Raw genomic sequence first — 20432 nt, 5'->3', positions numbered from 1 at the left:
TGTGCATCAGTCGACAACGTACCTGGTCAGTGGAAAAAGAAATACCCCAGCGCAATACCGGCAATAACACCGATGAAGTCGGCTACTAATCCGGCGACGATGGCGTAGCGGGTCTTTTTGATGCCGACAGAGCCGAAATACAGCGCCACGATGTAGAACGTAGTCTCGGCGGCTCCCTGGAAAATACAGCTTAGTCGACCCACAAACGAGTCGGGGCCAAACTGCTTCATAGCGTCGATCATCAGGGCGCGGGAGGCACTGCCACTCAGCGGACGCATCAACGCCACCGGCAGCGCGTCGGTGAAGTCGGTGTTCAGGCCCGAGAGGCTGATCACGTATTTCATGCCACCTACCACATAGTCCATCGCCCCCGAGTTACGAAACGCGCCAATGGCGACCAGCATGCCGACCAGGTAAGGAATGATTCGCACGGATGTCTCGAAACCGGCTTTGGCTCCTTCGATAAACGTACTGAAGACGTCGATCTTTTTGCGGATTGCTCCGACCAGAAACGTGACGATGATACTCATCAGCAGCACGTTACCAACTATTTTCGAGACGACTTCGAGCCGCTCTTTTGGTAAGCCAGCCAGGCCCCATAAACCCAGGCCCAGTAAAGCGCTAACGCCAAGAATGCCGCCCAGCACGGTGCTGTTGAACAGATTGAGGCGCTGCTTTATTCCGACGATCAGGATACTGGCCACGGTGGCAACATACGTACCGATCAGGCAGGGAATAAAGATGTCGGAGGGATCGGCAGCCCCCAGAATAGCCCGCTGCGCCATGATGCCGAGCGGAATAATGGTTAGCCCCGATGTGTGCAGCACCAGAAACATAATCTGCGCATTGGAAGCCGTTTCTTTGTCGGGATTCAATTCCTGTAGGCTCTGCATAGCCTTCAGGCCGAAGGGCGTGGCGGCATTGTCGAGGCCAAGCATATTAGCCGAGAAGTTCATGATCATCTGCCCATTGGCCGGGTGATCTTTGGGCACCTCGGGAAAGAGTTTATTGAAGAATGGCCCAATCACCCGGGCAATGGCATTGATGGCGCCGATCTTCTCCGCTATGTTAAGCAGGCCCAGAAAGAACGTCATTACCCCGGCGAGTGGCAGGGCGATGTCCATCACCGCCACTTTCGATGAGTCGAACAGCCCTTCAACCAGGAGTTTGAAGATTTCGGTATCGCCCAGAAAAATCAGTTTGGCAAGGGCGACAAGAAAGGCGATCAGGAAAAAAGCTACCCAGATGTAGTTAAGGGCCATGTGTTAATGAGTGAAAGAATGAAGGAGAGAAAGAGCGGTCCGCCGCTGCGTTACCAGTCGGGCGGCGTTCCCTTTCACCGTAAGTTTACAACGGTAAATGCCATCAACCAAAGCTACAGCCAATGACCCGTTGCGTTCCAGTTCTGATCACGCTTTCACTCCTTCATTCTTTCGCGGTTTCGCTCTTTGCCCAAACCGACGCATCCATGCAGCAACAGGGCCTCGTAAATGTGCAAACGGTTGACCCCAGCCTGCTGGTTGACCTGAAGTATTCAACCACCGATAATTTCGTGAAGCAGGATGTGTATGGCGACCTTGTCAGAGCGTACCTGCAACCGATGGCCGCCCGCAAACTAGCCACTGCCAATACCTGGCTCCAGGTACGTCGGCCCGATTTACGCCTGTTGATTTACGATGCGGCCCGGCCGCAATCGGCCCAGTGGAAACTGTGGAACGCGCTGCCTCAGTACTCAGAGCGACAACGACGTACCTACGTGGCCAATCCGCGCGAAGGCTCGATTCATAGCTACGGGTGCGCCGTTGATCTGACCATCGCAACCACCGACGGTCGTGCGCTGGATATGGGCACACCCTATGATTTTTTTGGGCCGAAAGCATACCCGAAACAGGAAGCGGCAATGCTTAAATCGGGGCAGTTGACCAAGCCACAAGTAGCCAACCGGCGACTGTTACGGCAGGCGATGCAGGCGGGCGGTTTTATGCCTATCGAGTACGAGTGGTGGCATTTCAATGCGCTCTCACGCAGACAGGCGAAGCAGCAGTTTAAACGGGTAGAGTAGCGATCGGGCCGCGCCGTAATTGCCGGATAGCGAGCCAGACACACCAGACAAAACCAGCAATAATCACCCATTCCATCACGTATTCGGCCAGATAGAGTGGGTTGCTGAACGAGCTAAACGTATAATACGGCTGCTTCATACGCCACCAGATAGACGGATGGTTTGCCGCCAGCAGGTTGAATACCAGGAGAATAGCGACTTCAGTTTTGTTTCGCAGATCAGTTAGACAGAAAATAAGTGGTAACATAAACGCGAACGCGTAGACGGTAATCGAGTTTTGCTGTAATACGCTCATTGCGGCAAAGATGGCGATGTACAGCATTGGCAAATAGCCCGTCAGGGCCTCGCGGGTACGTACCCAGAAAGTAGCCGCTCCAATAATCACCAGTAGCAGTGCCAGCGTGATCCATTTGCCAAGATTCCCGTTCAGCGTGACGTTGCCGACCAGAACAGGGTTGAGTACAGACCGCCAGTTGGGCGCTTTCAGGTAATCGCCTTCATGCAATGGCTGCTCCAGAAACAGCATTCCAGTGGTGAGATAAAGCCATACTAATACCGGCAGCCCCACAACCGCCGCACCTGCCACAAAAGACACTTTGCGGCGGGTCAGCAAAAAGAGTGGAATCATGAGCAATACAAACGTGGCTTTGGTCAACAGCAGGCCGATGCCCAGCGCTACGCCGCCCAGAAACGCATTCTTCCTGGTCTGCCACAACCACACGCCCGCCAGTGCGGCCCCCCAAACGAGAATATCTTCCTGTCCGCTGAACACAGCAAAAACGAACGAAACGGGTAATAGGTAATAAATCAGGCAACGAAACAGGCGTTCGCCCTGGCTGAGTTGAGGCAGATAAATCCGTTGTGTAAGCCAGACCGTTGCTGTTTCCAGCAGCAACAACGTCAACACAATCACGCGAATGTTATCGTAGAGGGCCAGCGGAAGGGCCAGCAGATAGCCAAAAAATGGACTATAGGCGTTGTAAGCGCCCACATAAGGCACTTCCAGACGGGTTGCCGACGACACAATGGGATAAAAGCACTGAACGTCAGACTGGGGTTCAAAACCCATAAGTACGTAAACGCCCAGAAACGGCAACAGCCGGAGAACAACAAAAAAAAGGGCGATCCAGGGTGCTTTCGTCGTAGTCAGTAGTTGCTCAACGCGGGTACGTTGCCAGAGCAACAGACCGATAGCCAGCGTCAGCAAGAGTGAAGAAATGCCTTTAACAAGGAGAATGAGCATGATATACAGTTAGGGGGCCATCGGCGTGGAGGCTGGCGGAGCAGGTTGTTCAGTGGGCCGACGGCTGGACGCGACTACCGCGAACCGGTCTTTTAGAGACAAAAATGGTTTTTCAAAATACTGGTACGACAACCAGGCAACGAGCGTGGTCAGGACAAAACTACTTACATACAGCAACATCATAAATACCGGATCTGCATTGCTTCCGTGAACGGGCAAGCCGGGCCACAACAGCAACAGGCTGTTCATGCATAACGTAATAAGCAGCGGGTGGTACATATACAGGCCATACGAGATGTCGCCCATGAAGCGCGTTACGGGATTGTCGAGCTTTACCAGCGAGGCTGGATTACCCGCCAGATTCAGCAGCATAAAGCAGAAAAAGAGCGCGTAGAACTCGTAGTTAAAGCCAGGAACGCGAACACTGAAGGCAATACAAAGCAACAGGATACCGTACACCGCCAACTGAACCTCTCGTTGAAACAGCTTCGATAACACCCGATTCCGTGAGAAGAGCAGCCAGGCCCCTACCCCGCCAATGGCCATACATCCGATGCGGAACTGAGCCATAAAAAAGGCAAGAATCACAAAAGGAGAGCGGTCAGGATCGTCGCCCAGATAGGCCGGACGGGCCACAAAGCGTTCGTAGAGAAACCACAGAGCCAGTAAACCAACCACACTTGCCACCACCTTCAGCGTTCGTTTAGGGTTGTTACTCATCACCAGCCACGGCCACATGAGGTAAAACTGTTCTTCAACGCCAATCGACCAGGTGTGCGAAACCATAGGTACGTTGCCAAACAGGGCCAGCGCGAAATTGGGCAACACCAACCCATATACGAGGAGCTTCAGCCCAAACTGATCATAAACATCACCCAGTAAGGCGGGAGTTTGCAAAATCGGAACGAGCGGCCACACCACTAGACCCAACCCAACCACCAGAAAATAGAGCGGCCAAATGCGTAACACCCGCCGGATGTAAAATTTACGAATCGCTATCCGGCCCGTCTTCTGCTTCTCCGCCAGCAACAGATAGGTGATCAGAAAGCCGCTCAGAACAAAAAACAGCGACACGCCCAGCCGCCCCAACTGGTAGGCGAATGGCCTCGCCCACAGGTCTTCCCGGCCGAACAGAAAAACCGATTTGTATTCTTCAATATGGTGAATAATCACCGCCGACGCGGCGATGAATCGTACCCCATTAAAGCCCTTAAAATAAATAGGGTTAGCCGCTTGAGTCATAAAACCAGATACCAGAGTCCTTCCGGGGACCATACAAAACTACGCTAACGTACCCAGACCGGTGTGCATTGGACTGACTTTTCAGGCCGTAGTTACCTAACCGGCATCAGGGCAACGCAAAAGCTACGTATTGGTTTCCCTTCTTTGTGCCCAGTTTTCCGCCGCCACAGGCGATCACAATATATTGTTTACCAGCTACTTGGTACACGCTTGGCGTGGCGTGGCCAGCCGCAGGAAGCGTTGTTTGCCAAACAACCTTGCCCGTTTTTGTGTCGAACGCCCGAAACTGTTCATCTTTTGTGGCAGCAATAAACAACAGCCCACTGGCCGTTACGGCAGGGCCGCCGTAGTTTTCGGTGCCGGTGGGCACACCTCCGTTTTTGGCCGAAATGGCCTTTACATCGCCCAGTGGTACCTGCCAGCGGTGTTGCCCCGTGTTCAGGTCAATGGCCGTGAGGGTTCCCCAGGGTGGTGCAATGGCAGGCAGTCCCTGACTATCAACAAAGCGATTATAGCCCGTGATTTTATAAGGTTGTTCAGGCGTTTTCGCTCCAGCCTTCGCCGTTGTTGGGTACGCACTAACTTCTTTCTTCTCCTGATCGAACAAAAAGGCCAGTAACGCCTGCTTCTCGTCGCCCGACAACTGCGTAAAGCCGGGCATCATCCCTTTTCCGCCATTCACGATCTGCGACACATAAGCCCGGTCGCGGCGATTCCCAATGTCGACCAGCGACGGATACCCACTTTTGGGGTTTCCTTTCCGGTCGGGACCGTGGCAGGTCTGGCAATTAACCGTATACACTCGCTGACCGGGGCTCAGGTGCGCCAGCTCGTCTTCTTTCGGGGTAGCTTTCAACTTAAATATCCAGGCCATTTCATTGGCGTTCACGTACAACACCCCGTTGGGGTCAGCCGCCGACCCGCCCCACTCGGCCCCACCGTCGCAACCCGGAAAAAGCAACGTACCTGTGGTCTGATTGATCGGTGACCACGGCCGGTGGTCAATCGTGTTGAACACCGTCGTGATGGAGTCTTTATCCACCGAATACGGATTCAACTGATCAGCCGTCAACGTCTGCCGGGCAAAGGGCGCGGGCAACGACGGTATCGGCTGCGTTGGCCAGGCCGATTCGCCGGGCATCTCCGAGGGCCGCATGGGCATTTCGCGAATCGGGAAAATAGACTTGCCCGTGGCGCGCTCAAACACATACACGTACCCGGTTTTGGTCGTTTGCGCCACTACGTCGACGGGCTGACCATCTTTGCGAATGGTCAACAGCGTAGGCGGCGCGGGCAGGTCACGATCCCAGATGTCGTGGTGCATGAACTGGAAGTGCCATAGTCGTTTGCCGGTGCGGGCGTCGAGGGCCAGCAGGCAATTGGCGAAGAGGTTCGTCCCTTTACGATTACCACCATAGAAGTCGAAACTGGCCGAGCCGGTAGGTACGTAAACGATCTGTCGCTTAGGGTCGTAGGCCATGCCTGCCCAGCAGTTGGCGGCACCGATGTTTGGGTTTTTGTACGCGTCTTTCGGCCAGGTATCGTAGCCCACCTCGCTCGGGTGCGGAATAGTACGGAACGTCCAGACCAGTTTGCCCGTCTGCACATCGAACGCCCGCACATGACCGGGCGCAGCTCCCGCTTCCTCCGACACGCGAACGGGCATGATGATCAGGTTGCCGGCAATGGTGCCGGGCGTATTGGAGATAATAAATTTTTCGCTGTGTTCAGCACCCAGTCCTGTATGCAGATCCACACGTCCTCCAGTGCCAAAGGTTGGTACGGGCTTCCCGGTTTTGGCGTTAAGGGCGTAGAGGTTACTGCCTAGCGTATAGAGAATGCGCTGATCGGTCTTGTCCGAATTTTGCCAGAACGCTACGCCCCGGCTGGTGCTGTGCCAGGCTTTCAGCGCGTCGCCAAACCGCCACAATTCGCGCCCGGTAGCTGCATCGAGGGCAAAGGCCTGCACCGTAGCTGTAACGCCGTAGAGCACACCATTGACGATGATCGTGTTGCATTGCATTTGCCCGCTGTCGGGTGCATTGTAGGTCCAGGCTACGCGCAGGTTTCGCACATTTTCGGGCGTAATCTGGGTCAGGGGCGAGTAATGCGCTCGATCTGGTCCACCCAGGTAATCGGCCCAGTCGCCGTTATCAAGACCAGACGGCGAGAGGGCCGGTAAACCGATTAAACCCAGTAAAGCCAGCGCGGCTATGATTAAGGAAAGTTGAAGGCGTTGCATAGGACTGTTTTGTACTATTCTCCAAATATATAGCACGTTGCTGACCTCGCGGCATGAATTAAAAATACAATCCCCAGAGCCGTGGTTTGGGCGCGATCTGCAACGTTGGCAGGGGCACTTTAATGTAGTTCAGCACGTGTAGCACCGAGCGCATCAGTGGTTTACGGGGTTTGAACAGTTTCACCAGATCAATGTCTGGTGCCAGATACACTTCCCACAACCCTCCCTCGCCGGTCCGCGTTGGGCTCCAGGTGTCGGCGTCCAGCCCAAAACCGACCGAGACCTGCAACCAGTCGGGCCATGTTTGCCTAAACTTAGAGCCAAAAATGTGGCGCGGCGAAAAGGAGAACCAATAGGCCTGATTGATATAATCGTCGATGGAAAACGGCTGTAGTTTTATGCCTCGCTGCTCAAAGTATTTGTCTGTCCGCTGCCAATAGCTGAATTTAACCTGGCTATCTTTAAAAAACGGGGAATGGTTCTGAAGCATGGGCCATAAACCGCCCAACGTACCTGTCGTCACATCGGCCCAACTGAAGCCATATCGGGGCGAAAAGCCATCTTTGAACTCAATACTCAGTTGAACAAAGGCGGCGGCACCCAGCGCATACCATTCGGCCCGGCGCTGCGGCACACCCGCCCAACGGAATCCACTATAATATACGTCGGCCGTGAAAATACCACCCAGCAGATGCCCGAGCTTATCAACATTACTGGCGTATCGGAAGTCACGGCCGTCGTCGAGGTGAAAGTTAGTGTAGCCCTCGCTCCACCATTTTTTTTCCAGATACACGTACGTAGATCCCAACGTCAGCACCGATGAGCCAACCAGCAAGCCCGTTCGGCGGCGGCGGGTAGACCGGGAAACCGTATCTGTCTGGGCCAGCGTATCGGCCAGGTCGGAAAACCCATGAACGGTTATCCGGGCAGAATCGACACGTATCTGAGCATCAATATGTTGCGGTGTAGTGGATAAACCGACCAGCGTATCCGGGGTTGATACCGGGTTTAAACTCTGCCCCCAAACCGGCGCGTATGTAACGACGATACAGTAGCCGATAGCTAAAAGCAGGCGAGGAAGAGAGGGCATCGGCGCAACGGGCAAAGGAGAAGGAGCGGGTCAAAATTACCCGAATTTCTGCCTTGACCACAATCGGGGAAAGCGTATATTTGCCACTCATTAAAAATAGTATGCATGCATACTACCCAGCTCATCGACTTCACTCGACTGATACAACGAAAAAAGCCTTCCCTAACTAGAGAAGGCTTTCTTTGCGGTGGTGATGGACGGAATCGAACCGCCGACACAAGGATTTTCAGTCCTCTTTTAGCTGGTTTGATATGGTTCGATATGTATCAATAACGCTGATTATCAGCGCATTAGCAAATACATCAAACCAGCTAAAACCAAGTAAAACCACCATTTGTTGTACCATTGTTGTACCAACTTCGGAGGCTAAATGGCTGTTGTTAAGCTTGTTCTGCGCAAGAAACCGAACAAAGATGGCTTGTTGCCGCTGACTTTGCGCATCACGAAAGACCGTAAGTCATCTTTTATTTATCTGGGATATCATATCAGCGTCGATGATTGGGACGAATCCCAGCAACGCGTCAAGAAGTCGCACCCCAATGCCGCCCGGCTCAATAACTTTATTCTCAAGAAACTTTCCGAGGCTAACGACCACTCGTTAGAGCTTGAAACGCAGAAAACTTACGTCTCACCGGGAGCTGTCAAGCAGAAGATCAAACCGTCAGCCGGATCAACCTTCTTTGCGCAAGCCGACCTGTATCTGCAACGCCTGAAAGAAGCCGGTAAATACAACCAGTATACGGCGGACAAGCCACGGGTGAAACACTTCAAAGAGTTCATCAAAAATGATCTGGCCTTTCAGGACATGACCGTTGCCATGCTGGAACGATTCAAAGCCTATCTGCAAACCAAGCATAACCATTCTGAACGCTCCGCTGTCAATCATATCGTCATGGTGCGTTCTGTCTTTAGTCATGCCATCAAAGATGGCGTGATTGATGCCAAGCATTATCTGTTCGGTAAAGGCAAGATGAAGATCAAGTTCCCGGAATCCAGCAAAGTCGGGTTGAACGCCGAAGAGATCAAAAGCCTGGAAACGGTCGCTCTAGCGGAACCGGCCAACCACGCACGTAATCTGTGGCTTTTTTCTTACTACTTCGCCGGTATGCGCGTGAGCGATGTGTTGCGCCTGCGATGGAGCGACTTTCAAAATGATCGATTGCATTATGCGATGGGCAAGAATGACAAGAGCGGCTCACTCAAAATACCGGAGAAGGCGATCAAGATTATCGATCACTACAAAGCTTTTCAGCAGAACAAAGCTGATTTGGTGTTTCCAGAGTTGAAGGGCGTCGATTTTGATGATAACTTTATCACCCAGCGCACGATTGCCTTCAAGACGAGTGCGATTGATAAATGCCTCAAAAACCATGTGGCTCCAGCGGCTAAAATCGACAAGAAGCTGACGATGCATTTGGCTCGTCACTCCTTTGCTCAAGTGGCGAGTGATAAGATCCCCGTGCAAATCCTGCAAAAACTCTACCGGCATAGCAGTATCCTGACCACGATGGGTTATCAATCGAACTTTACCACCCAGCAGACTGATGATGCATTGGATGCAGTGCTGAACATGGACGACGATAAAAAGCAGAAACCAGCGAAACCAAAATCACCCACACGTAAACCGAAGTAACCAGATTAGCATTTTTGAATTTTGCAAAGAATTGCTACCTTGCTTTAGTCTGCCACACCTTAGCGCGGCCAAGCCGCGTTTCTCCCAATGGAAGTAATCTGCCTCCAAGACGATGCGTTTTACACCTTGATCGACAAGGTGGTCGAACGTATTCAACAGCAACAGAAAGTCCGAGAAGATAAATGGATTTCTGGCAGTGAGGCCATGCAACGGTTACGGATACAAAGCAAGACCACATTGCAGAAGCTGCGTGATGAGGGCAGCATCCGCTTTACCCAGCCAGAAAAGAAGATTATTCTGTACGATACGGATTCAATCGAAGCTTATCTGAACCGTCACGCCAAAAGCACTTTCTAGCCATGACTGACGAGGACGAACCATCACCGGAGTTTTCAAAAGGCTTCAATCACGGCTATCAGTTATCCAAGCATGAGCCAGAACTGCTTAACAAGCTCTTACAGGTGCAAGCTGGTAATACGCCTAACGACTACACCAGAGCCATGCAGCAAGGCAAGGAACAGCATCAACGGGAAACGCTGATGGCTGAAATGAAAGCCATTCGTGATAAGCAGAAGAAGTCGATTAAAAGAAAACGGTGAAATTCTTAGGATAACATCTGTCTCGAAAACCATGATAAATTACTGGTTTACGTAGTTTATCATACAAATTACTAGTTTTGGTAAACTATTAATCCCTAGCAGACTATGAGTGAAGTCTATTCACAACCAGAAGAAGCAAGTGTAACTTGTCATTTGTGTGGAAAACAAACACCAGCAGATTACAATTTCTGTGTTGAGTGTGACGGACAGATAAAATGCATAGAATGTGGTAAGAAAACTTATCTAGGTAAAGATTATTGTCTCGCCTGTTCAAAACCTCTAGTTATAAGATCTGCTAGTAGCCAAGCCCCAAACCAATATGAAAGAAGTGTTGAACAAGATGGTGATAAATATAAAGAGCATACTCGATTTGCGTTATCGGATAAGGCAGTTCACGAAATAGCACCTTTCGTTGTTAGTCAGACGATGCCTGGTTTAAAGGCACAAATAACACCTCCTATACCTCCGTCCCTTTCAAATAACCAAACTATAGATACTTCTTATGAAGATTTGACGGCGAAAGAAGAGATCCAAAACAATGGTAATCAGACTGAAGTAAAAAACACATCAACTAGCTCACCTTCCAGTGAGGAAGAGTCACTAGATAAAGAAGTTGTGAAACAGTTTTTTCAGTGTGATGGTGATGTGTTAGTTGCAACTGATAATGATTTTAAAGGAGAAAGTTGGGCTGAGCAACAAAGATTTTTTATTGTTCTGTTCATTAAAGCCTACAAAGAATTATTCAACAAAGCTGTACCCAGCAAAGACTTGATTAGAAATGCTGCTGCGAAACTCAATTTAATTGACTCTAGTAACTTTACAACTCATCTTAATAAAGCCGTATCTGCGTTTATGACCCAAATCAGCACGGGTCTTGTGTTAAATGCCGCTGGTGAGAAAGAGTATAAGAAAATCATCAAGAAAATGATTGACCCAAGCGCAAAAGCAGGTCACAATTATTGGAATCGACCAGCGAATTCTGCTTCTCCTTCATCAATTCTTACAAAGGAAGATAAAGCAAAAGTTACAAGTTGGATCAAAGAACCTGTTGCGCTCGGAAAGCTGGATATTAGGGATGTAAAAATTGCCCGAGAGTATGCCTTACTCGCATATTGGATAATAACTGTTCATCTAAAAAAAGCAAATTCAATTAAGTGGAATGAAGCAATGTTTTATTTGACTTCAAAGTATGATACTACTTCGGTAACAGGTAACTCATTTAGCAAAGCTATGTCATCAAAGGAAGCCGAAAAGTTTTTCAACAAGAGCGGCGAAGGTTTATATTACCTCACTACAGATGGACAAAAATTGGTAGAGAGTTGGATAGATGGTAAAGTCTCGATTAAAAAGAAAGCTTCATGAGTGTAACCAAAACACAGTTTATAGCCGCTCTAACACCGACACTGCCTTTAGATATAGTTGCGAATCTCTTAGATGAGTATCTAGCTATAAAACAACATTTGATCTTAGCAAGATATTCGCCTAGCGAGTTGAACGGAGGCCGTTTCTCTGAATGTGTCATCCGCTTGATTCAACATATCAGCGCTCCGCCTCATACACCCTTTGGTCAACATTTATCAAATATCGATCAAATAATAAGGCATGCCGAAGGCAACACGGCTTTACACGAGTCTATGAGATTTTATATCCCCCGTTTAGCACGGGTGCTATTAGACATCCGCAATAGAAGAAATGTAGCTCATGTTGGTGGCGAAGTGGATCCCAACTATTCTGACTCACTTCTTGTTTCACAGGTAGCTGATTGGATTTTGATCGAAATAATTCGACTATATTATAATTGCACAATAAACGAAGCAAGAGACATTGCTTCAAGTATTAACCAAATCCACATACCAGTAATTTTCAACATTGATGGATTTCTTAAGGTACAAGATTCATCACTTAGCGTAAGAAGTAAAATACTTTTATTACTATACTACAGCAAACCAAAAAACTTAATGGATACCGAATTACAAAAATGGACTCGGTATTCAAATACAACAAGATTTAGGAAAGAGATATTAAGTGAATTAGATACAGATGCGTTCATTCATTATGAAGGTAATTTGTGTGTCTTAACCACAAAAGGCATTGGCTATATAGAAAAGAACCTATGCTTAGAGATTGTTGTATAAGTTGGTACTTTGAACACCAACTTATACGATATTTAGTCACTTTTGTCTTGATATGATCTTCTGATTGCACAGCAAATCACGGGCCTATATCCAGGCTTTTCACTAACTACTATACTAGCTTTTTGAACTTAGCTTGTTTGGCTGACTATCTTATTTCCAACTTACAATGGTTTCAACTGTGATGGGCTTTGTTGCATGGCTCTTAGAAGGAGTGTTTTGACCTGATCCCAGCCTGCAGAGAAGCGATTCAAGTAGCCTATTTCAGTAAAATTATTACCTGTTAGTGGCAATTTAGAACCTTCGTCTGAGCTGGATTCAGGCTTTTTCGGGTAGATTGGGAGCCATGCAACAAAGCCACTGTGATGCATATATCATTTTGCCACATATAAAGGTCAATGTCATTTACTACAGCATAGCCTGCTTCAAAATATCTGCAAATAATATCACCTTAGTCCGATCTGCTTTATAGAACAAAAATGGTTCAACGTCTTTCGCCATATCCTCCATGTCCAACGTTCCACAGTGGGCCAGCAGTCGTTCTTTCAACATAGCGGCATCTTCTATTCCTACTTTTTGAGCGAGGTAACGGTAATCCGGTTTGATGCTACGACCAAGGAGAAACACGACATCAAAGAAATCACGGCCTTTGTTGCGTGGACGGTTGAGGATGGCGTAGAACTTTTGAGCTAGTATGATGTCAGCGGGGGTCGTAAAAATGCGAACAATCGTATCGAACCGGTTGAGTAGAATGGTATCCGGCTTGAAGTCGAACTCTTGCGCTTCCGTATCCAGTTGAATCAGAATCTTTTCCTGCTCGTAGCCCGATAGCCCATGCTCAAACAACATTTTGGGGAAACGAATGTAGCAATGGTAAGCGCCTTTGTTGATGGTTTTAAACTCGACCGTATAACCCTGAAGCTTTAATCCTGCCGCGATAACGGCTGATACCTGATCGAACTGTTCAGCGGTGATGTTGAAATTGTCAAAATCCAAATCCTCTGAAAAACGCTGATTGTCATGGATGAGCCGTAAGCACGTTCCGCCTAAAAACGCAAACTGATTGCGGAAATCAGTGTTGAACAGAATTTCCAGTATCCGGCATTGTAAATATTCGCGCAGCATAAACCGTTTAGCCTGTTGCACGTGGCTTGGAAACGACGTCTGAATGGATGTCAGGCTAAGCATTGGTCATCTGCTGAATAATATAGTGAGACAGGTCGGTTACCCTCTGATTGTTATAAAAGGCTGCGTATTCCTCAATAATAGCCGCCTGCGCAATGTCGACCAGAACAGGCCAGTTGAGGCGCAGCCCGTCAATATCAGCCGCGTCGCGCCAGTGCGGATTGAGATAAAGCGTATCCAGGATCGCCTTTTCCGGTTCAGCCATCAAAATAGGCTTATTCTCCCACCGTTCGATGCGATAGCCGAAAAACAAGGCAGGTTTGATGTGTTTATAGATCATCTCCCCTATTGGTGTCTCAAAAGACTTGGTTTTGTGGGTCGAAACCGAATAAGTTTGATAGACCCCCTCTGGGATTAGTCCGTAATAGCTGAGCGCGGACCAGAGCGAAATATAAGAATCCCGATAAATCCGATTGGCCGTGTAGAACGCCAATTGTTCCGTTACGGGTTGGTCTGTCCAGCGGTAAAAGCGGTTGATAATCTTCTGAATATAGTCCTTCTCTTGCCAATTGCTCAGACGGCGGACGTGGAAGTTCGGAAAGGCTTTTTGAACCTCGTGGAGTTCGATTACACCACTATTGCGAAAGGCCTGCTGGAAGGCGATGAATTTCATGTATTTCCTTTTTCTGCTAAATATAGCAGAAAAAGGAAATACAACATACCGACCCACTTGTCAAGGAAATTATAGAAATGCACTTTCAGTCTATTCGACCGTTTTGTTATTTTCCACAAAAACAGGATATAAACGCACCCATTATAATATTGCGCAACGGCTCGTTGCGCAATACTTACCGCTTGTGACCACCCCGCTTATACTGCCAGGATTGGCGGCGTTTTTTGGTCTCCTCCATCATCTTTTTGATGTCCTCCTCTTTGGGATTGCTGGCTGACGGTGAGGCTTGTAGTGGTTTGTCTGTTTTTAACGGTTCCTCCTGCTTCGGGTCTCGGCTGGTTTGTTGTTGCCGATACTCTTTCATCATCACCACGGCCTTGTCCTGGCTCTCTGAGATGTCCGGCCTCTTTTCGGCTTGTGGCAGATCAGGTTCGTTGAGGTGAGTTCTTTGCTCTTGCTCGAAACGGGTTTGCATCGCATCGCGCTGACGCTCGAAATCGGCTTGCAGCCGTTCCAGTTGCCCCTCATAGCGCGTCTGATCGAAATGATCGCCTTGCATTTTTCTGATCATGGCCTGATCGGCATAGAACCGCTGATGAAGCTGTTCCAGCTCTTTGTCTTGCTCGGCTAAGAGGTCGCTGTAGGCCATTGCTCGATACAGTCTGCGTGTATTACAAATTTTAAGATCGTAGGCTTATTGCTCTACAAATTGCCGAGAGCTTAGACGTAAGTAGTGACTGATTATCAGCCTCTTGCGATTTCACCCTTTAGCGGTTAGCAACTTCTGCAACAACTCGTTTTTCTCTTGCTCCAAGGCAAGCATGCGTTCATAAAGCGCGATCTTCTGATCATATAATTCAACTATTTTCTCAATCGGATTGAAATTATACTGAACGGATGCAGCATGGTCATGGTATGTATTTGAGAAAATTTGGACGATAGAATCTTCCGTAAAATTTTCAATAGCTGCTTCTGACACGCCAAGAATTTTCGACACTTTTTGCAAGACTGACGTGTCCAATACCTCCTTTTGTTCGAGTTGAGAAACGGCTTGCTGACTTAGACCTAGTGAGGTCGCCAAAAACTCCTGTTTAATCCCCAGCATCTCGCGAATGCGCTTGACATTGCGACCGTGATGTACGGTTGGTGGCGTGTTCTCCATACACAAAGCTACACGGAAGCGGGCTAGTAAAAAACAAATGTGGCGTTGTGCGATACAAGCCGTTACACAGCATGCTGGCCAGTCGAAACAGGTATTTTTAGCGAAGACAACATAAACGCTCCTTCGCTATGATCTCGACAAATGCCTCGGCCATTCTATTCGATGATTTTGCCCTACTGACACAGCAATTCGGTCGTCAGCAATTGATCACCGCGTTAGCCCATTCAGATTGCGATTGCATCGGCTACACCGCTCCGAATACCAACTGTGATTGTGCCGGCTCTCCTTTAACATCACATCATGACGAACGCTATACCAATCAAATCGCCCAGCCTGCTGTTGCGGCCCCTTGAGAGTGACTATTTCTACGCGGTCAATTGCGCCTATCCGAATTCCTTGCGAGTGTTGAACAGAACGCAATACGACATTCTGAATACCATTGACGGTCAGACCACTACAGAGGTACTTGGTGACCAACTTGGCATTTCGTCCGACGTGTTAGACGGTTTTTTGGGTATGCTGACGCAAACCGACATCATTCGGTTTGACGAGCGGTTCAGTAAACCAGAAAAGCCTGATAGCCCGACCTCGCTCAATTTCTGGATTCACACGACCAACCGGTGCAACCTGTCGTGTGGCTATTGCTATATCTCAACGCTGAATACCAGCGGCGGCATGCCGGAAGCCACCCAACAGCAACTGTTGCACAAATTGGTGGAAACGGTTCGTAACCGAAAACTCAAGCGGGTGAAGTTTCGGTTGGCAGGCGGCGAACCGCTTACCCAGTTCAAGTCATGGCAACAGTTTATTCCCCAAGCGCGACGCATATTGGCCGAAGAGGGATGTGCGTTGGATGTCTCCTTCCTGACCAACCTCACCATTCTCAATGATGAGATTGTCGCGTTCTCAAAAGAGCAGGGTATCAGTTATGGGGTATCGCTGGATGGGCAGGGATCATACCATGATGCCACGCGTTCGTTTCGATCCGGTGTCGGCAGCTTCGATAGAGTGGATATGAACTTGAAAACCTTACTAGCGCATGGCATTCCGGTGTCAACAAGTACCGTCGTCACCAACGCCAATCTAGCCGGTTTGCCTGATTTGACCCGCTACCTGATTGATCTTGATATTCCGTTTCGCTACTCGATTGTGAAAGGCGAAGCCATCGACGCGGAATTACTCGAACAGCATTTATCAGCGTCCTACGCGATTATGCGCGAAGCGATAGAGCGTGGTTGGCAGTTTTCCAGGCGGCATCAGTTCTGCGATCTGAAGCCGAGTGAACTAGGATTTCAGACCTGTGGGTCGGGGTTCTCCGGTGGAGCTATTTATGTTGATGGCACCGTTAATTATTGTCATGTGCATGTGGGCGACGCGACGAAGCAGGCCCACTCTATCTTTGACGACGGGCTGGATTTAGTCGAGATGATCCAGGCCGTAAGCCACTATGAAGGCCCACGATCTAAAGACTGCCAGACTTGCCAGTTTAAATCCGTTTGTACTAGCGGTTGTCCGGTTTATCGCGTGGATGGCAAAGACCCGCAATGCAGCCTCTATCATCAGTTTATCCCGCTCATTTATGAGCTTCAAGCACGAGAGCGATTGCAATTGCTGCGTGAATATCAGATGATATAAACCTCAATCAGAAAAAGAGGTGGTTCGTCTTGTTATCTATCGCTATTTCCGTACTAGCCTTGTTGGCAACGCTTTATGGGTTGTATTTACAGCGGGTGCATAATGAAAAGTCGCTCAAGCCATTGGGCCAAATTGACCTCCCAGACTACAAAAATCAAATCGCCATTCATATTCGTAATAATGGGTTGGGGCCGCTGATTATCGACCGGCTCACGTTCAGCAAGAGTGATAATATATATTCTAGCATTGAAGAGTGTCTCGACCTCGATCCAAGATCATATATGCACATTCCTATTTATGACACAGTTAAACGAATCATTTTGCCTAATTCGTACTTGATGGTGTTTGAGAAAAATTTCAGAGACGATGCCGATGAAGCAGACAGGAACCATATCAGACGAAAGCTAAGTACAGTGACGCTAAAAGTAGATTGTCGGGATATTTACGACAATAAGTTTACTATAGAACGAGATTTCAACTGGTTCACTCGCCATTTACTCCAATCAGGCGTTGACCCCTAAACTAATATCTGACCACAACCGTATCGTTGCGGGCTTCATTGCCTGTTCAGCAAGAATTCAAGATATATCGGGTTTGTGCGCTTTCTGCTCAACTTGGTTCAGAAGCACACATGCTCCGACAGCAACGTGTAAACGAGCTTCTAGCTGTCTACATCCCCTATATGTAACATTGATGATATCTCGTTTAATGACATTTACAGCATAAAAAGCAAAGCAGCCGATGCTAAATATAGCATTGACACCTAGCAGGACTCGCACGGGCTGGTACGCATGTCAACGTACAAGACCTGTTCCTTCCATTTTTGTACACAAATTATCCTTGCAAATCTAACTTTCCGTGTTATAATTGCAAGGATGATAACCCGTGACGCTCAAATTGACATTGCCCAACTGTTGGAAGAGTTTTCAGCCGTTGCCCTCCTTGGCCCCCGTCAGGTTGGCAAAACAACGCTGGCTGAAACAATTGCCACTGTGATCAATCCTGATCCACTTTACCTGGATCTGGAAAGTCCGACCGATCAAGCCAAATTGCGTGAACCCGAAGCCTATTTTGAGCTGCATAAAGGCCAGCTCATCATACTGGATGAAATCCAGCGTGTGCCTGAATTATTTGCCATCTTGCGTGGTGTGATCGACCGACGACGTAGGCAGGGTCACAGAGCCGGTCAGTTTTTAATTCTGGGTTCGGCATCGCTCGATGTGTTAAAACAAGCCTCCGAATCCCTGGCGGGGCGCATTGCTTATAAAGAATTATCGGGTTTGACCGCTACGGAAATCCTTGCGTCACAGACAGGCGATCAAAACAGGCTTTGGCTGCGGGGTGGCTTTCCCGACAGCTTCTTAGCCAACTCCGATCCAGCCAGTCTGCGCTGGCGGCTAAACTTTATCAGCACCTATCTGGAACGGGATGTGCCACAATTTGGCCCGCGCATTCCAGCCACGACTTTACGGCTCTTATGGACGATGCTTGCCCACAACCAGGGTGCACAGATAAACCTGGCTCAATTAGGAGCCAGTCTGGGCATTACCATTCCAACGACCAAACGTTATATCGACCTGTTAGAAGACTTGTTGCTTATCCGCCATCTGCGTCCGTGGTCTGGTAATGTCGGCAAACGACTGGTTAAAACACCTAAAGTCTATATACGCGATAGTGGCATTACCCATGCGTTACTCAACCTGACCGATATGGATGATCTGCTGGGGCATCCGGTGGTTGGAGCCAGTTGGGAAGGGTTCGTCGTGGAAAACCTGTTATCCTGCTTACCCGTTGGTGTTACCCCGTGGTTTTACCGGACATCGGCGGGCGCGGAAATAGATCTGGTCATTGAGCGTAACAGGCAACAGACATACGCTATCGAGATCAAACGTTCACTGGCCCCAACGCTCTCCAAAGGATTTTATTTAGGCTGCGAAGACATTGGCGCAACCCGCCGGTTTGTAGTTTATCCGGGCACAGAACGGTATCCAATTGCCAACGCTGTCACGGCTATTTCTCTAGCGGAGATGATGCAGGAGTTGCGTCTGATTCAATAATCAGCGGGTTGTAGCAGCCCATAGCACGGGTCGGGCCTTGTGTGATTTGTCCAGTTTATGAGTAAAAAAACTGGACAAATTGAGTGTTATCACAATTTAGTGATGCTTGGATCGAAGATCAATCGTATAATCGATACGCGGTTGTTAAACGGCTGTGTAACCTAGATAGCTGCTCACTCGCTTGTGCAGCAAGGCAGAGGATTGATTGACCACTTCCATTCCAGCATTAAGACTGTGTCGGTCTTGATACAAAGTCCTATAACCGGATCAGTTGAAGTATAATCCTGACGTATCTATTGGCTAGCTGGTGAGGACAAGAGTGACTACGCACGTGCAGCGTTGAATAAGCGAGTAAGCTTAACCGATTCCGTCGTCATACAGATGGGTTTGTGACGGGCCTGAGCGTCAGCAAATGCCATAGCGTTGATCGAATAGTTTTATAGGAGTTGCCTTGAAATAGGCAGCTGAAATCGTTTTTCAATCAAATACATCTGTACCTCTTGGTCAGGCGATATGAACGTATTCTTGTAGCGGGTGATGAAGGGCTGTACCTTCCGCCGCCAGGCTAAAAAAGCCTCCAGTTCCGAAAAACAAGCTCTGAGCGGAACGCCTTCTTTCAAGAGTTCGATGAATGGAAGATAATCCTCCTCTGCAATAATCTCCAGCAAGTGCTCATAGGCGTCATAAGTATCCGGATCAACGAGGCTGATCACCACGATACGAAAGGCACTTGAGTGCGAAAAGAGAGGATCAACGTCCAGTGGAAGCATGACTAATGGGCTGTTGTTTGCCGCAGGATGGGCATTAGTGAGGCCCCGCAGCGGACCGCTTCTATAACTGGAAAAAAAGTATGTTAGTTTAGGGGTTCCCGAGCTACGTAGGCTTCGTCAACCCGAAGAAGAGAAGCAACAGTTGAAGCAAATGGTGGATGATCTGAGACTAGACAGATAGATGCCTCAAGAGGTAATCAATAAAAAGCTTTTACGAGGTTGCCTGAGCAGGCCAGCTCAACGGCAGAGGCTGATCCAAGGCCTAATGAACGACTACCGTATCTCCAACGAAGTGGTACTTCTGAGGCAGTCAAGCTGGTTTTACAAAGCCCGATCTAGGGATGATTTGGTGATCAGAAAGCGAATCCGAGATATCGCCACAGTTGCAGACCGTTCAAACCCGCGTACGCTATATAGCTGTCAACACATTTTCATGCTGCTAAAGCGAGAAGGGTGGCGCAACAATTAGAACGGATATACCGATTATATCATCCGGAATGCATCAATCCGCGTATTAAACGCCCCGACGTACCCGGACGGTTACTCATGGGCTGGATCGGCCAGAGCTTCCTATCTAATCTTCGACTCAAAAAATTTACAGTGTTTTACTAGTATCAGAGTCCAGATTTTCACATTCCTGATCGGACTATAATTTTATTTACAGCGATTATATATATTAAGTAAACAGGCAATATATTTACTGCGGCACATAACGCAATAACCTTATCTGTTTCAAACTGAATGAGAATTGTATGAAAAACCTCTCA

The 20432-nt window shown here is 48.6% G+C and carries 20 protein-coding genes and 1 tRNA gene; 10 read left to right on the top strand and 11 right to left on the bottom strand.

Features of this window, described 5'->3' with window-relative positions:
- Window positions 1-26 precede the first annotated feature (26 nt).
- Entirely contained in the window at window positions 27-1262 is a 1236-nt protein-coding gene (locus ACFE8Q_RS02350) for a nucleoside recognition domain-containing protein (protein ID WP_375443742.1), read from the bottom strand.
- A 122-nt stretch (window positions 1263-1384) separates the two neighbouring features.
- Here ACFE8Q_RS02350 and ACFE8Q_RS02345 point away from each other — a divergent pair, with 122 nt between their 5' ends.
- The gene (locus tag ACFE8Q_RS02345) at window positions 1385-2062 is read left to right on the top strand and encodes a M15 family metallopeptidase (RefSeq protein WP_375443741.1); all 678 of its coding nucleotides are present in this window, start codon (window positions 1385-1387) and stop codon (window positions 2060-2062) included.
- On the opposite strand, the gene ACFE8Q_RS02340 is transcribed toward ACFE8Q_RS02345, so the two are convergent.
- From ACFE8Q_RS02340 to ACFE8Q_RS02320, 5 genes are all read right to left on the bottom strand, one after another.
- Window positions 2046-3305 carry a glycosyltransferase 87 family protein gene (locus ACFE8Q_RS02340; protein ID WP_375443740.1) on the bottom strand — a complete coding sequence of 420 codons (1260 nt, stop codon included), beginning with the start codon at window positions 3303-3305 and terminating at the stop codon, window positions 2046-2048. The genes ACFE8Q_RS02345 and ACFE8Q_RS02340 overlap by 17 nt on opposite strands.
- A 9-nt stretch (window positions 3306-3314) precedes the next feature.
- Entirely contained in the window at window positions 3315-4547 is a 1233-nt protein-coding gene (locus tag ACFE8Q_RS02335; RefSeq protein ID WP_375443739.1) for an acyltransferase family protein, read from the bottom strand.
- A gap of 106 nt (window positions 4548-4653) precedes the next feature.
- Window positions 4654-6789: a PQQ-binding-like beta-propeller repeat protein gene (locus ACFE8Q_RS02330; protein WP_375443738.1), complete on the bottom strand. Its 2136-nt coding sequence runs from the start codon at window positions 6787-6789 to the stop codon at window positions 4654-4656.
- Window positions 6790-6847: 58 nt separating this feature from the next.
- Window positions 6848-7879: a hypothetical protein gene (locus tag ACFE8Q_RS02325; protein WP_375443737.1), complete on the bottom strand. Its 1032-nt coding sequence runs from the start codon at window positions 7877-7879 to the stop codon at window positions 6848-6850.
- A gap of 188 nt (window positions 7880-8067) precedes the next feature.
- Window positions 8068-8188, bottom strand: a tRNA-Phe gene (locus ACFE8Q_RS02320).
- 61 nt (window positions 8189-8249) lie between these two features.
- Here ACFE8Q_RS02320 and ACFE8Q_RS02315 point away from each other — a divergent pair.
- The 5 genes from ACFE8Q_RS02315 to ACFE8Q_RS02295 all read left to right on the top strand — a co-directional run bounded on the left by ACFE8Q_RS02315 (window position 8250) and on the right by ACFE8Q_RS02295 (window position 12246).
- On the top strand, window positions 8250-9512 hold the full coding sequence (locus tag ACFE8Q_RS02315) for a phage integrase SAM-like domain-containing protein (RefSeq protein WP_375443736.1): 1263 nt from the start codon (window positions 8250-8252) through the stop codon (window positions 9510-9512).
- A gap of 87 nt (window positions 9513-9599) precedes the next feature.
- A complete protein-coding gene (locus tag ACFE8Q_RS02310; protein ID WP_375443735.1) occupies window positions 9600-9869 on the top strand; it encodes a helix-turn-helix domain-containing protein in 270 nt (89 codons plus the stop codon).
- A 2-nt stretch (window positions 9870-9871) separates the two neighbouring features.
- Window positions 9872-10111 (top strand): hypothetical protein, encoded by a 240-nt coding sequence (locus tag ACFE8Q_RS02305; protein ID WP_375443734.1) that lies wholly within the window; start codon window positions 9872-9874, stop codon window positions 10109-10111.
- Window positions 10112-10216: 105 nt separating this feature from the next.
- On the top strand, window positions 10217-11473 hold the full coding sequence (locus ACFE8Q_RS02300; protein WP_375443733.1) for a hypothetical protein: 1257 nt from the start codon (window positions 10217-10219) through the stop codon (window positions 11471-11473).
- Entirely contained in the window at window positions 11470-12246 is a 777-nt protein-coding gene (locus ACFE8Q_RS02295; RefSeq protein ID WP_375443732.1) for a hypothetical protein, read from the top strand. The genes ACFE8Q_RS02300 and ACFE8Q_RS02295 overlap by 4 nt, the downstream gene beginning before the upstream one ends.
- Window positions 12247-12651: 405 nt before the next feature.
- Here ACFE8Q_RS02295 and ACFE8Q_RS02290 read toward each other — a convergent pair whose 3' ends face one another.
- From ACFE8Q_RS02290 to ACFE8Q_RS02275, 4 genes are all read right to left on the bottom strand, one after another.
- Complete coding sequence (locus ACFE8Q_RS02290; protein WP_375443731.1) at window positions 12652-13431, bottom strand: nucleotidyl transferase AbiEii/AbiGii toxin family protein; 780 nt, start codon at window positions 13429-13431, stop codon at window positions 12652-12654.
- On the bottom strand, window positions 13424-14041 hold the full coding sequence (locus tag ACFE8Q_RS02285; RefSeq protein WP_375443730.1) for a hypothetical protein: 618 nt from the start codon (window positions 14039-14041) through the stop codon (window positions 13424-13426). Before ACFE8Q_RS02285 ends, ACFE8Q_RS02290 begins: the two co-directional genes overlap by 8 nt.
- A 175-nt stretch (window positions 14042-14216) precedes the next feature.
- A complete protein-coding gene (locus tag ACFE8Q_RS02280; RefSeq protein WP_375443729.1) occupies window positions 14217-14690 on the bottom strand; it encodes a hypothetical protein in 474 nt (157 codons plus the stop codon).
- A gap of 111 nt (window positions 14691-14801) precedes the next feature.
- Window positions 14802-15203: a helix-turn-helix domain-containing protein gene (locus ACFE8Q_RS02275; protein ID WP_375443728.1), complete on the bottom strand. Its 402-nt coding sequence runs from the start codon at window positions 15201-15203 to the stop codon at window positions 14802-14804.
- 128 nt (window positions 15204-15331) lie between these two features.
- Here ACFE8Q_RS02275 and ACFE8Q_RS02270 point away from each other — a divergent pair, with 128 nt between their 5' ends.
- From ACFE8Q_RS02270 to ACFE8Q_RS02255, 4 genes are all read left to right on the top strand, one after another.
- Window positions 15332-15556, top strand: coding sequence for a hypothetical protein (locus tag ACFE8Q_RS02270; protein WP_375443727.1), 225 nt, complete (start codon window positions 15332-15334; stop codon window positions 15554-15556).
- Window positions 15504-16838, top strand: coding sequence for a radical SAM protein (locus ACFE8Q_RS02265; protein WP_375443726.1), 1335 nt, complete (start codon window positions 15504-15506; stop codon window positions 16836-16838). The genes ACFE8Q_RS02270 and ACFE8Q_RS02265 overlap by 53 nt, the downstream gene beginning before the upstream one ends.
- A 62-nt stretch (window positions 16839-16900) precedes the next feature.
- The gene (locus tag ACFE8Q_RS02260) at window positions 16901-17359 is read left to right on the top strand and encodes a hypothetical protein (RefSeq protein WP_375443725.1); all 459 of its coding nucleotides are present in this window, start codon (window positions 16901-16903) and stop codon (window positions 17357-17359) included.
- Window positions 17360-17713: 354 nt separating this feature from the next.
- On the top strand, window positions 17714-18895 hold the full coding sequence (locus ACFE8Q_RS02255; protein ID WP_375443724.1) for an ATP-binding protein: 1182 nt from the start codon (window positions 17714-17716) through the stop codon (window positions 18893-18895).
- Window positions 18896-19332: 437 nt separating this feature from the next.
- Here the strand turns inward: ACFE8Q_RS02255 and ACFE8Q_RS02250 are convergent, their stop codons facing one another.
- Window positions 19333-19665: a hypothetical protein gene (locus ACFE8Q_RS02250; RefSeq protein ID WP_375443723.1), complete on the bottom strand. Its 333-nt coding sequence runs from the start codon at window positions 19663-19665 to the stop codon at window positions 19333-19335.
- Window positions 19666-20432 lie beyond the last annotated feature (767 nt).

Origin of the sequence: uncultured Fibrella sp. (assembly GCF_964250085.1) — a bacterium.
Classification (GTDB): Bacteria; Bacteroidota; Bacteroidia; order Cytophagales; family Spirosomataceae; genus Fibrella.
Note: the sequence above shows the minus strand (reverse complement) of the source record. Positions and strands in the feature narration are given on the sequence as shown.

What these genes read in the sequence shown, in the direction of transcription:
- ACFE8Q_RS02350 (WP_375443742.1), bottom strand. Translation starts at nt 1,262, where the DNA reads ATGGCCCTTAACTACATCTGGGTAGCTTTTTTCCTGATCGCCTTTCTT.
- ACFE8Q_RS02345 (WP_375443741.1), top strand. Translation starts at nt 1,385, where the DNA reads ATGACCCGTTGCGTTCCAGTTCTGATCACGCTTTCACTCCTTCATTCT.
- ACFE8Q_RS02340 (WP_375443740.1), bottom strand. Translation starts at nt 3,305, where the DNA reads ATGCTCATTCTCCTTGTTAAAGGCATTTCTTCACTCTTGCTGACGCTG.
- ACFE8Q_RS02335 (WP_375443739.1), bottom strand. Translation starts at nt 4,547, where the DNA reads ATGACTCAAGCGGCTAACCCTATTTATTTTAAGGGCTTTAATGGGGTA.
- ACFE8Q_RS02330 (WP_375443738.1), bottom strand. Translation starts at nt 6,789, where the DNA reads ATGCAACGCCTTCAACTTTCCTTAATCATAGCCGCGCTGGCTTTACTG.
- ACFE8Q_RS02325 (WP_375443737.1), bottom strand. Translation starts at nt 7,879, where the DNA reads ATGCCCTCTCTTCCTCGCCTGCTTTTAGCTATCGGCTACTGTATCGTC.
- ACFE8Q_RS02315 (WP_375443736.1), top strand. Translation starts at nt 8,250, where the DNA reads ATGGCTGTTGTTAAGCTTGTTCTGCGCAAGAAACCGAACAAAGATGGC.
- ACFE8Q_RS02310 (WP_375443735.1), top strand. Translation starts at nt 9,600, where the DNA reads ATGGAAGTAATCTGCCTCCAAGACGATGCGTTTTACACCTTGATCGAC.
- ACFE8Q_RS02305 (WP_375443734.1), top strand. Translation starts at nt 9,872, where the DNA reads ATGACTGACGAGGACGAACCATCACCGGAGTTTTCAAAAGGCTTCAAT.
- ACFE8Q_RS02300 (WP_375443733.1), top strand. Translation starts at nt 10,217, where the DNA reads ATGAGTGAAGTCTATTCACAACCAGAAGAAGCAAGTGTAACTTGTCAT.
- ACFE8Q_RS02295 (WP_375443732.1), top strand. Translation starts at nt 11,470, where the DNA reads ATGAGTGTAACCAAAACACAGTTTATAGCCGCTCTAACACCGACACTG.
- ACFE8Q_RS02290 (WP_375443731.1), bottom strand. Translation starts at nt 13,431, where the DNA reads ATGCTTAGCCTGACATCCATTCAGACGTCGTTTCCAAGCCACGTGCAA.
- ACFE8Q_RS02285 (WP_375443730.1), bottom strand. Translation starts at nt 14,041, where the DNA reads ATGAAATTCATCGCCTTCCAGCAGGCCTTTCGCAATAGTGGTGTAATC.
- ACFE8Q_RS02280 (WP_375443729.1), bottom strand. Translation starts at nt 14,690, where the DNA reads ATGGCCTACAGCGACCTCTTAGCCGAGCAAGACAAAGAGCTGGAACAG.
- ACFE8Q_RS02275 (WP_375443728.1), bottom strand. Translation starts at nt 15,203, where the DNA reads ATGGAGAACACGCCACCAACCGTACATCACGGTCGCAATGTCAAGCGC.
- ACFE8Q_RS02270 (WP_375443727.1), top strand. Translation starts at nt 15,332, where the DNA reads ATGATCTCGACAAATGCCTCGGCCATTCTATTCGATGATTTTGCCCTA.
- ACFE8Q_RS02265 (WP_375443726.1), top strand. Translation starts at nt 15,504, where the DNA reads ATGACGAACGCTATACCAATCAAATCGCCCAGCCTGCTGTTGCGGCCC.
- ACFE8Q_RS02255 (WP_375443724.1), top strand. Translation starts at nt 17,714, where the DNA reads ATGATAACCCGTGACGCTCAAATTGACATTGCCCAACTGTTGGAAGAG.
- ACFE8Q_RS02250 (WP_375443723.1), bottom strand. Translation starts at nt 19,665, where the DNA reads ATGCTTCCACTGGACGTTGATCCTCTCTTTTCGCACTCAAGTGCCTTT.